The 11882-nt window shown below is 75.4% G+C and carries 1 protein-coding gene; it reads right to left on the reverse strand.

The features are described 5' to 3' along the window. Positions 1 to 37: 37 nt before the first annotated feature. Entirely contained in the window at positions 38 to 11836 is an 11799-nt protein-coding gene (locus tag WAB15_RS30530) for an SDR family NAD(P)-dependent oxidoreductase (RefSeq protein WP_407289325.1), read from the reverse strand. Positions 11837 to 11882 lie beyond the last annotated feature (46 nt).

Genomic DNA, 11882 nt, shown 5'->3' on the forward strand with positions numbered 1-11882 from the left:
ATGTGGCCATGACCCCTCCCGCAATTCGCATCCAAGATCAGGACTTGTCCCCGCCGAAGGCCGTGCGCACGAGATCCTCGACGTCCATGTCGTCGATCCCGGCCGCCTCGCCCGCCTGTGACGGCTCCGCGGCCGCCTCGCCCCCGGCGAGCCGGAGCACGTCCGCCAGCAGCCCGGCCTGCCGGAAGCGGGCCAGCGGAATCGAGGCCAGCGCCTCGCGGAACCTCGTCTCCTCCGCCTCGGACTCGGTCGGCTCCCGGCTCTCGGGGAAGAGCCGGTCGCGCAGATAGCGGGCCGCGTTGGCCGGTGTGGCCTGGTCGAAGACGAGCGTCGCCGGCAGCCGCAGGCCGGTGGCCGCGCCCAGTCGGCTGCGCAGCTCGACCGCGGTCAGCGAGTCGAAGCCCAGCTGCAAAAAGCCCCGGGTGTCCGGCACGGCGTCGGGCGAGGCGAGACCCAGCACCGTCGCCGCCTGCTCCCGCACCAGGCGAAGGAGCGCCTGCTCCCGCTCCTCGGCGGGGAGTTCGGCCACCCGGGCGGCGAACGACCCGCCCGGTCCGCCCGGCGTCTCGGCGCCGCCGCGGCGCCGCCCGGCCCGGACCACCGTGCGCAGCACCGCCGGCACCGGCCCGGGTCCGCCCGCCGCCAGCAGCGCCGCGGGGTCCAGCTTCATCGGCACCAGTACGGCGTGCGGCGCCTCCAGCGCCGCGTCGAACAGCGCCAGGCCCTCCTCGGTGGGCAGTTGCCCGACCCCGGAGCGCGCCATGCGCCGCAGATCCGCCTCGGACAGGTCGCCGGTGAGACCGCTGCGCCGCTCCCACATTCCCCACGCCAGGGAGCTGCCCGCCAGACCGGCGGCCCGCCGGCTGCGCGCGAGCGCGTCCAGGAAGGCGTTGGCCGCCGCGTAGCCGCTCTGTCCCGCGGTGCCCAGCACCCCGGCGGCCGAGGAGAACAGCACGAAGGCCGACAGCCGTGCGTCCCGGGTGAGTTCGTGCAGGTTCAGTGCGCCGTCCACCTTGGGCCGCAGCACCCGGTCGATCCGCTCCGGCGTCTGCGCGGTGAGCACCCCGTCGTCCAGCACACCGGCGGCGTGCACCACGGCGGTCAGCGGATGCGCCGCCGGGACCTTGTCGAGCACCGCCGCCAGGGCGTCCCGGTCGGCCACGTCGCAGGCCGCCACCGTGACGTGGGCTCCCTGCCGGGTCAGGTCCGCCGCCAGCTCGGCCGCGCCCGCCGCGGCCGGGCCGCTGCGGCTGGTGAGCAGCAGCCTGGTGACGCCGTGCCGCGCCACCAGGTGACGGGCGAGCAACTCGCCCAGTCCGCTGGTGCCTCCGGTGATCAGCACCGTGCCGTCCGCCGCGAGCACCGGCAGCCCGGCCGGCTCCTCGGCGGCCGGGACCCGGGCGAGCCGCACCGCGCGCACCACGCCGCCGCGGAGCACCAGTTGGGGCTCCTCGGACGCCAGGGCCGCCGGCAGGGCGCCGCGGGACGCGGCGTCCTCGTCCGTGTCCAGCAGGACGAACCGGCCGGGGTGCTCCGACTGCGCCGACCGCACCAGACCCCACAACGGCACATGCCGCAGGTCGTGTTCCGCGGCCTCGTCGTCGACGTCCATCGCGTGACGGGTGACGAAGACCAGCCGCGAGGCGGCGAACCGCTCGTCGGCGACCCAGGCCTGGGCCTGCGCCAGCGCCCGGTGGGTCGCCTCACGAGCGGCCCGGGCCGGATCCGGATCCTCCTGCGGGTCGCACAGGCAGGGCACCACGACCACGTCGGGCAGCGGCGCTCCGGAGCCGACCGCGGCGCCCAGCGCCTCCAGGTCCTCGTACCCGTCGAGCCGCGCCCCGGCCGCCGCCATGACGGCCCCCAGCTGGAGGTCGTCCGGCCCCAGCACCGCCCAGGTGCCGGTGACCGGGGCGGGCGTGGCCGGTGGCGCGAGCCGCTCACCGGTGATCCGGAAGAGCGAACGCTGCGACACCCGGCGGGCGTTGCCGAGGGACCCCGGCGGCACCGGCCGCACCCTCAGCGACCCGACCGAGAGCACCGGCTCGCCGGACGCGTCGACCGCGGTCAGCGACACCGCGTCCGTCCCCGCGGGCGAGAGCCGTACGCGCAGCGTCGACGCCCCCGCGGTGTGCAGGTGCACGTCGTTCCAGGCGTACGGCAGCCGCGGCTCGGTGGCGTCGGCCACCAGCCCGCCGAGCACGATCGCGTGGAGGGCCGCGTCGAAGAGCGCCGGATGGACGCCGTACCGCCGGGCCTGCGCCTCGTCGGGGAGGTCGACCTCGGCGAAGACGTCCGGTCCCTGCCGCCAGACCCCGCGCAGCCCCTGGAAGGCCGGGCCGTAGTCGAGTCCGGCCGCCGCCAGCACCGCGTACCCGTCGTCCAGCGCCACCGGCTCCGCGTCCGACGGCGGCCACTGGGGCGAGGGGGCCGGCGGCGCGGGGCTGTGGGTGGCGAGCACACCGACGGCGTGCCGGTGCCACGGCGCGTCCGCGGGGGCGTCCTCCGGGCGGGAGTGCACCTCCACCGAGCAGCGCCCGGTGTCGTCCGCTTCGCCGGCCATCACCCGCAGTTGGACGGCGCCGTCCGCGTCGACGACCAGCGGTTCGAGGAGGGTGAGCTCCTCGATCGTGTCGCAGCCGCTCTCCTCGCAGGCGCGCAGCACCAGCTCGACCAGGCCCGTGCCGGGGAAGAGCACGGTGTCCAGCACCGCGTGGTCGGCGAGCCACGGCTGGGCCTTGACCGACAGCCGTCCGGCCAGCACCGTGCCGGCCGAGCCGGGCAGCGCGACCAGGGCGCCGAGCAGCGGATGGCGGGTGCTGCCCAGGCCGGCCGAGGTCACCTCGCCCGACCCGACGACCCGCTCCAGCCAGTACCGCTCACCCTCGAAGGGGTAGGTCGGCAGCTCGGCCGGGTCGGTGCGGCGGCCGGCGAAGGCCGCGGTCCAGTCCAGCGTCACGCCGCAGGTGTGCAGCTGCGCGGCCGAGGCCAGGAAGCGCGCCGGGCCGCCTTCTTCGCGGCGCAGCGAGCCCACCGTGATGCCGTGGGCCACGTTCGCGGCGTCCATCGTCTCCTGGATCGCCATGGTCAGCACGGGGTGCGGACTGGCCTCGACGAAGACGTCGTAGCCCTGTTCCAGCAGCAGGCGGGTCACCCGCTCCAGGTGAACGGTCTGCCGCAGATTGCGGAACCAGTACTCCGCGTCCAGCGCCGTGGTGTCCAGCTCCGTACCGGTGACCGTCGAGTAGAAGGGGATCTCCGAGGGCTTGGGGGCAAGGGGGGCCAGCTCCTCCAGCAGCCGCTCGCGGACCTGCTCGACCTGCGGCGAGTGCGAGGCGTAGTCCACCGGGAGGGGCCTGGTCCGGACCCCGTCCTCCTTGCAGCGCGCCAGCAGTTCCTCCAGCGCGTCCAGATCCCCGGAGACGACCGTGGACGAGGCGCCGTTGACGGAGGCGACGGAGAGCTGACCGTCCCACCGCGCCACCAGGCGGGACACCGCCTCCTCGCCCAGCGCGACGGACACCATGCCGCCCTGGCCCGACATCGCGGCCAGCGCCTTGCTGCGCAGGGCCACCGCCCGGGCCGCGTCCTGGAGCGACAGCGCGCCGGCCACGCAGGCGGCGGCGATCTCGCCCTGGCTGTGGCCCATCACCGCGTGCGGCCGTACACCGAAGGACTGCCACAGCCGGGCCAGCGACACCATCACCGAGAACAGCGCGGGCTGGACGACGTCCACCCGGTCCAGCGACGGCGCGTCGTCGGCGCCGCGCAGCAGATCCGTCAACGACCAGTCCACGAAGGGGGCCAGGGCGGCCTCGCACTCCCGGATCCGCTCGGCGAACACCTCGGAGGCGTCGAGCAGCCCGGCGGCCATCCGCGGCCACTGCGAGCCCTGGCCGGAGAAGACGAACACCGTCCTGCCCCGGTTGCGGGCCGCGCCCTGGACGACCGTGTCCGCCTCCCGGCCGTCGGCCAGCGCGGCCAGGCCCGCCAGCATGTCCTGCGGCCCGTCCGCGACCACCACGGCGCGGTGGTCGAGCGTGGCGCGGGCGGTGGCCAGGGAGTGGCCGACGGCCTCCAGGTCGGGGTCGGTCGTCCCGGCGAGGTGGGCCAGCAGCCGGCGTGCCTGGGCGCGCAGCGCCTCCTCGGTCTTGCCGGACAGCGCCCAGGGCAGGGCCGTGAGCGGGGCGGCGGCCGGCTCCGGGGCGCTCGCCACCTCGCTGGTCACGGCCGGGGACTGCTCGATGATCACATGGGCGTTGGTGCCGCTGATGCCGAAGGAGGAGACCGCGGCCCGGCGCGGCCGCCCGCTCTCGGGCCACGGCGTGGCCTCGGTCAGCAGCGCCAGCCCGCTCCCGGACCAGTCGATCTCCGGTGTGGGCCGGTCGACGTGCAGGGTCTTGGGGAGCACGCCGTGCCGCATCGCCGCCACCATTTTGATCACGCCGGCCAGTCCCGCGGCGGCCTGGGTGTGCCCGATGTTGGACTTCACCGAGCCCAGCCACAGCGGACGGTCCTCGGCGCGCTCGCGCCCGTACGTCGCCGACAGGGCCTGGGCCTCGATCGGGTCACCGAGCCGGGTGCCGGTGCCGTGCGCCTCCACCGCGTCGACGTCGTCGGCCGACAGGCGGGCGTTGGCCAGCGCCTGTCGGATCACCCGTTGCTGGGAGGGGCCGTTCGGCGCCGTCAGGCCGTTGCTCGCGCCGTCGGAGTTGATCGCCGAGCCGCGCACCAGCGCCAGCACCGGGTGGCCGTTGCGGCGCGCGTCCGACAGCCGCTCCAGCAGCAGCGTGCCGACGCCCTCGCCCCAGCCGGTGCCGTCCGCGGCCGCCGCGAAGGCCTTGCAGCGGCCGTCCGGGGACAGTCCGCGCTGACGGCTGAACTCCAGGAAGATGTCGGGCGACGCCATGACGGCGGCCGCACCGGCCACGGCCAGCGAGCACTCGTTGCGCTGCAGGGCCTGTACGGCCATGTGCAGCGCCACCAGCGACGAGGAGCAGGCGGTGTCGATGGTCACCGCCGGCCCCTCCACGCCGAAGGCGTAGGCGATCCGGCCGGACATCACGCTGGAGGTGCTGCCGGTCAGCAGATAGCCGCCCAGGTCCTCGGGCGCCTGGCGCGGGTCCGAGGGGTAGCCCTGGGCCGCGGCCCCGACGAACACCCCGACCTGGTCGCCCTTCAGCGACAGCGGGTCGATCCCGGCCCGCTCCAGCGCCTCCCAGGAGGTCTCCAGTAGCAGCCGCTGCTGCGGGTCCATCGCCAGCGCCTCGCGCGGGCTGATCCCGAACAGTCCGGCGTCGAACCGCGCGGCGTCGTCGAGGAATCCGCCCACCCGCACATACGTCGTGCCCGGCCGGTTCCCGTCCGGGTCGTAGAGGCTCTCCACGTCCCAGCCGCGGTCGGACGGGAACGGCGAGACCGTGTCCGACTCGTCGGTGACCAGCCGCCACAGGTCCTCCGGCGTCGCGATGCCGCCGGGGTAGCGGCAGCTCATCGAGACGATCGCGATCGGGTCGTCGTCCAGGGGGACCGCCTGTGCGGCGGCGGCCGACCGGTCGACCTCGGCGCCCAGCAGCTCGGTCCGCAGATGGCGGGCCAGCAGGGCCGGCGTCGGGTGATCGAAGATCAGGGTGGAGGAGAGCTGTGTGCCGACCGCGCCGCCCAGGCGGTTGCGCAGTTCGACCGCGGTCAGCGAGTCGAAGCCCAGCTCCTTGAACGCGAGGTCGGCCGCGACCGTCGCGCCGTCGGCGTGACCGAGCACCGTCGCCGCGTGCAGCCGCACCAGGTCGAGCAGCAGCTGCTCGCCCTCGGCCTCGGAGGCGGCGGCCAGTCGGCTTTGCAGCGCCGCGGCCGCGGCGGGCCGGTGCGCCGCGCCGCCGGCCCGGCGCTTGGGCTTCCGGGTGAGCCCGCGGAGCATGTGCGGCATCTCGTCCGCCGGCGCCTGGCGCAGCAGCGCGGCGTCGACCTTGGCCGGGATGACGGCGGCCTCGCCGGTGGCGACGGCGGCGTCGAAGAGGTCCAGGCCCTCCTCGTCGGACAGCGGCACCAGACCGGTGCGGCCGAGCCGGACCAGGTCCACCTCGCCCAGCCCGCCGAGCATGCTGCCGGAGTCCTCCCACGGACCCCAGGCCAGCGACACCGCGGGCAGTCCCGCGGCCTTGCGGTGGTAGGCCAGCGAGTCCAACAGGACGTTGGCCGCGGCGTAGTTCGCCTGCCCCGGCCCGCCGAGCACACCGGCGGTCGAGGAGAACAGCACGAACGCGGCGAGGTCGGCGTCCCGGGTCAGCTCGTCCAGGAGCAGTGCCGCGTCCGCCTTGGGGCGCAGCACGGTGTCCAGCCGCTCGGGGGTGAGCGACGCCAGTACCCCGTCGTCCAGCACCCCGGCCGTGTGCACCACGGCGGTCAGCGGGTGCGCGGCCGGCACCGAGGCGAGCAGCCGCCGCACCGCGGCGCGGTCGGCGACGTCGCAGGCCGCGAGCGTCACCACGGCGCCCCGCTCGGTGAGTTCGGCCACCAGGGCGTCCGCTCCGGGGGCGTCGGCGCCCCGGCGGCTGACGAGCGTCAGATGCCGGACCCCGTGCCGGTCCACCAGCCGGCGGGCGAGGGCCCCGCCGAGCGCGCCGGTGCCGCCGGTGATCAGGACCGTGCCCGCCGGATCGAGCCCGGACGGCACGGTGAGCACCACCTTGCCGATGTGGCGTGCCTGGCTGATGAAGCGGAACGCGTCGGCCGCGTGCCGGACGTCCCACGGGGTCACCGGCGGCAGCCGCAGCGCGTCGTCCGCGAACAGGCCGAGCAGCGCGGCCAGCATCGCCTCGGTGCGCTCCGGTCCCGCGTCGACGAGGTCGAACGCCTGGTAGGAGACGCCGTCGTGCTCGTCGGCGACGGCCTTCGGGTCCCGGACGTCGGTCTTGCCCATCTCCAGGAACCGGCCGCCCGCAGCCTGCAGCCGCAGCGAGGCGTCGACGAACTCCCCGGCCAGGGAGTTCAGTACGACGTCCACGCCCCGGCCGCGGCCGGTCCGCCGGAACTTCTCCTCGAACTCCAGGGTCCGGGAGGAGGCGATGTGGTCGTCGTCCAGCCCCATCGACCGCAGGGTGTCCCACTTCGCCGGGCTCGCGGTCGCGTACACCTCGGCTCCCAGGTGCCGGGCCAGCTGTACGGCGGCCATGCCGACGCCGCCGGTTCCGGCGTGCACCAGTACCGACTCGCCGGGCCGCAGGTCCGCGAGGTCGACCAGCGCGTAGTAGGCGGTGAGGAACACCGCGGGGACGGCCGCCGCCTGCGCGAACGACCAGCCGTCGGGGATCTTGGCGACCATCCGGTGGTCGGTCACGGCGACCGGGCCGATCCCGCCGAAGATCATGCCCAGGACCCGGTCGCCGGGCGCCACCGACTCGACGCCGGGGCCCACTTCGAGCACCACGCCGGCGCCCTCGACACCGAGCGGTCCGGCCTCCCCGGGGTACATGCCCAGGGCGCTCAGCGCATCGCGGAAGTTCAGCCCGGCCGCCCGCACCCCCACCCGTATCCGACCGGCGGCCAGCGGCGCACCGGCCTCGGGGTGGTCGAGCAGGGAGAGGCTCTCCAGCGTCCCGCCGCCGTCGACGCCCAGCCGCCAGGTCGGCGTCGCCGGGGCGGACAGCGCCCGCTCGGGGCGCAGCCGCGCCATCCGGGGCGCCCTCAATTCGCCCGCCCGGACCGCCAGTTGCGGCTCCTGCGAGGCGAGGGCGTCGGCCAGCCGGCCGCGGGAGTCCGCGTGGCCGTCGAGGTCGAGCAGCGTGATACGGCCCGGGTTCTCCGACTGGGCCGTGCGCACCAGGCCCCATACGGCGCTGTGCGCGAGGTCGGTGACGTCCTCCGCGCCCACGGCGACGGCGCGGTGGGTCACCACCACCAGCCGGCTGCCGGCGAAGCGCTCCTCGGCCAGCCAGCCGTGCACCAGGTCGAGCGCCCGGTGGGCGGCGGCCCGCACCGCGTCGGCGCGATCGGCCGCCGGGCCCGCGTCGGCGCGGCAGGACACCAGCACCGAGTCGGGGGCCGGGCCGCCCGCGTCCAGCGTACGGGCCAGCGAGGCCAGGTCCGGGTGGGTGTCGACGGACCGGTCGGCGAGGTAGGGCGCCAGATCGTCGGTGCCGGTGCCCACCACCGCCCAGGCCGCGGCCGCACCCCGGGCCGTGGTGGGGGCGAGGGCCTCCCAACTCACCTGGAAGAGCCGGTCGCGGGTGGCGGTGCCGGCCGCCTCGATCCGGTCGCGCGAGGCCGGGCGCAGCACCAGCGCGTCGGCCGACAGCACCGGACGGCCGGTGTCGTCGGCGGCCACCACGGACACCGCGTCCGTACCGACCGGCGCCAGGCGCACCCGCAACCGGGGTGCGCCGGTGGCGTACCGGGTCACCCCGCGCCAGGAGAAGGGCAGCCGGGCCTGGTCCCATTCGGGCAGGACGACGTTCAGCGCGACCCCGTGCAGCGCCGAGTCCAGCAGCGCGGGATGCACGCCGAACTCCTCGGCGCCGGAGCCGTCCGGCAGGACGGTCTCCACGAAGAGTTCGTCACCGCGCCGCCAGGCGGCCCGCAGCCCCTGGAACACCGGCCCGTAGTCCAGGCCGGTCTCGGCCATCAGCGGGTAGAGCCCGGCGACGTCCACCGGCTCGGCGCCGCGCGGCGGCCATACGGCCGGTTCCTCGTCGGCGGGCACCTCGGCCCGTGCGAGCAGACCGGTGGCGTGCAGCGTCCACGGTTCGTCGTCCGCCGCCCCGTCCGGCCGGGAGTGCAGGCTCAGCGACCGCCGGCCGGACTCGTCGGCGCCGCCCACCCGCACCTGCAGCGTGACCGCGTCGCGCTCGGGGACCACCAGCGGCGTGTGGAAGGTCAGCTCCTCGACGAGGTCGAGGCCGACCCGTTCGCCCGCGTGCAGGGCCAGTTCGAGGAACCCCGTGCCGGGCAGCAGCGCCTGGCCGAACACCGCGTGGTCGGCGATCCAGCCGTGCGCGCCGAGCGACAGCCGCCCGGTGAAGAGCAGTTCGTCGTCGTCGGCCAGCGACACCACCGCGCCGAGCAGCGGGTGGTCGGCGGTGGACAGGCCGGCGGAGCCCACGGCCGCCGAGGAGGCGGGGGCGGGCAGCCAGTAGCGGGTGCGCTGGAAGGGGTAGACGGGCAGCTCGGCCGCCCGCGCACCGGACCCGGCGTAGAACGCCCGCCAGTCCACCGGTACGCCGCGGGTGTGCAGTCGGGCCAGTGCGGTGGTCGCCGCCAGCTCCTCGCCCCGGTCCGCCCGCAGCGCCGGGGTCAGATCGACGTCCGCCGAGGTGAGGCTCTCCCGACCCATCGCCGACAGCACTCCGTCGGGGCCCAGCTCCAGGAAGGTGCGGACGCCCTCGGCTTCCATGACGCGGATCGCGTCGGCGAACCGCACGGTCCCGCGGGCGTGCCGCACCCAGTACTCCGGCGTCCGGATCTCCTCCGGCGTGATCTCCCGGCCGGTCAGGGTGGACACCACCGGGATCTCGGGGGAGTGGAAGGTCAGTTGCGAGACCACTTGGCGGAACTCCGGCAGCATGGCGTCGATCAGCGGCGAGTGGAAGGCGTGGGAGACCGTCAGCTGCTTGGTCTTGCGCCCCTGTGCCGCGAAGTGCTCGGCGACCTCCCGCACCGCCTGCTCAGCGCCGGCGACCACCACGGAGGACGGCCCGTTGACCGCGGCCAGGTCGATCAGCGCCGCGCGCTCGGCCACCAGCGGGCGCACCTCGTCCTCGGTGGCCTGCACGGCGACCATCGCGCCGCCCTCGGGGAGCGCCTGCATCAGCCGGCCGCGCGCCGCCACCAGCGCCGCCGCGTCCGGCAGCGAGAGCACCCCGGCCACATGCGCGGCGCTCACCTCGCCGATGGAGTGCCCGGTCACATAGTCCGGGCGGACGCCGCGGTGCGCGAAGAGCCGGAACAGCGCGACTTCCAGGGCGAACAGCGCCGGCTGGGTGTACCCGGTCCGGTCCAGCAGCCCGTCGTCGCCGGCGGCCGTGAACACCACCTCGCGCAGCGGCCGGTCCAGATGCCGGTCCAGCTCCGCGCACACCGCGTCGAACGCCTCGGCGAACTCCGGCGAGGCCTCGTACAGTTCGCGTCCCATGCCCACGCGCTGGCTGCCCTGGCCGGTGAAGAGGAACCCGAGCTTGCCGCGCACCGCCGTACCGACCGTCACCGCCGGATCGGGGCGGTCCTCGGCCAGCGCGGCCAGGCCCCGGGCGAGTTCCTCGCCGCTCGCCGCGACCAGCGCGGCCCGGTGGGTGAAGGCCGACCGTGTGGTGGCCAGCGCGTACCCGACGTCCGCCGCGGCCGGCTCATCGCGGTCGCCCAGCCAGGCGTGCAGGTTGCGGGCCTGCTCCCGCAAGGCGTCCGCACTGCGCGCGGACAGCACCCAGGGCACCGTCCGCGGCGGGGTGCCGCCGACGGCCTCGGTCGCCGGCCCGTCCGCCGCGGGCGCCTGCTCCAGCACCACATGGGCGTTGGTGCCGCTGATGCCGAACGACGACACCCCGGCGCGGCGGGGGCGGCCGGTCTCCGGCCAGGCCACCGCCTCGGTCAGCAGCTCCAGTCGCCCCGACGACCAGTCCACATGCGGCGTCGGCTCGTCGACGTGCAGGGTCGGCGGCAGCACGCCGTGCTGCATCGCCAGCACCATCTTGATGACGCCGACGACGCCGGCCGCCGCCTGGGTGTGGCCGATGTTGGACTTCACCGAGCCCAGCCACAGGGGGTCGGTGCGGTCCTGGCCGTAGGTGGCCAGCAGCGCCTGTGCCTCGATCGGGTCGCCCAGCGTGGTGGCGGTGCCGTGCGCCTCCACCGCGTCGACCTCGGCGGTGGTCAGCTCGGCGTCGGCCAGCGCCTGGCGGATCACCCGCGCTTGCGAGGGGCCGTTGGGCGCGGCCAGTCCGTTGCTCGCCCCGTCCTGGTTGGTGGCGCTGCCGCGCACCACGGCGAGGACCCGGTGGCCCAGCCGCCGGGCGTCGGACAGCCGCTCCAGCAGCAGGACGCCGACGCCTTCGGACAGGCCCGTGCCGTCCGCCGCCGCCGCGAAGGACCGGCACCGCCCGTCCGGGGACAGCCCGCGCTGCCGGCTGAACCCCTGGAGCTGATGGGGGGTGGTCATCACGGTGACGCCACCGGCCAGCGCGAGGGAGCACTCGGCACGGCGCAGCGCCTGGCACGCGGCGTGGATCGCCACCAGCGACGCCGAGCAGGCGGTGTCGACGGTGACCGCCGGGCCTTCGAGGCCGAGCGTGTACGCGATACGGCCCGAGAGCACGCTCGCCGCTCCCGCGGTCAGGAAATACCCCTCGTATTCCCCGAGTTCGGACGGCTTGGCGCGCGTCGCGTAATCCTGGAACGCGGTTCCCAGATAAACGCCGGTGCGGCTTCCCCGCAGCGTCGTCGGATCGATTCCGGCGCGCTCCAGCGTTTCCCATGAGGTCTGGAGCAGCAAACGCTGCTGCGGGTCCATCGCCGTCGCCTCGCGCGGGCTGATCCCGAAGAACTCCGCGTCGAAGTCGGCGACATCGGTGAGAAATCCGCCGTGGCGCGTGTACACGGTGCCCGAGCGGTCCGCGTCCGGGTCGAACAAGGCCTCCAGGTCCCAGCCCCGGTCCGTCGGCAACCCGGCGATCGCGTCCCCGCCCGAGGCGATGAGCTGCCAGAACTGCTCCGGGCTGCGTACGTCGCCGGGCAAGTGGCAGCCCATGCCGACGATGGCGATCGGCTCGTGCGCGGCGGAGAGCAGATCCTGGTTCTCCTGCCGCAGTCGCTCCGTCTCCTTCATTGACGCGCGCAGGGCATCGACGATTTTATCCGGCGACGTGGCCATGGTCCCTCACAGATCGGTTTCCTTG

The sequence above is a fragment of the Streptomyces sirii genome (genome assembly GCF_045690365.1).
GTDB classification, from domain to species: Bacteria; Actinomycetota; Actinomycetes; order Streptomycetales; family Streptomycetaceae; genus Streptomyces; species Streptomyces sirii.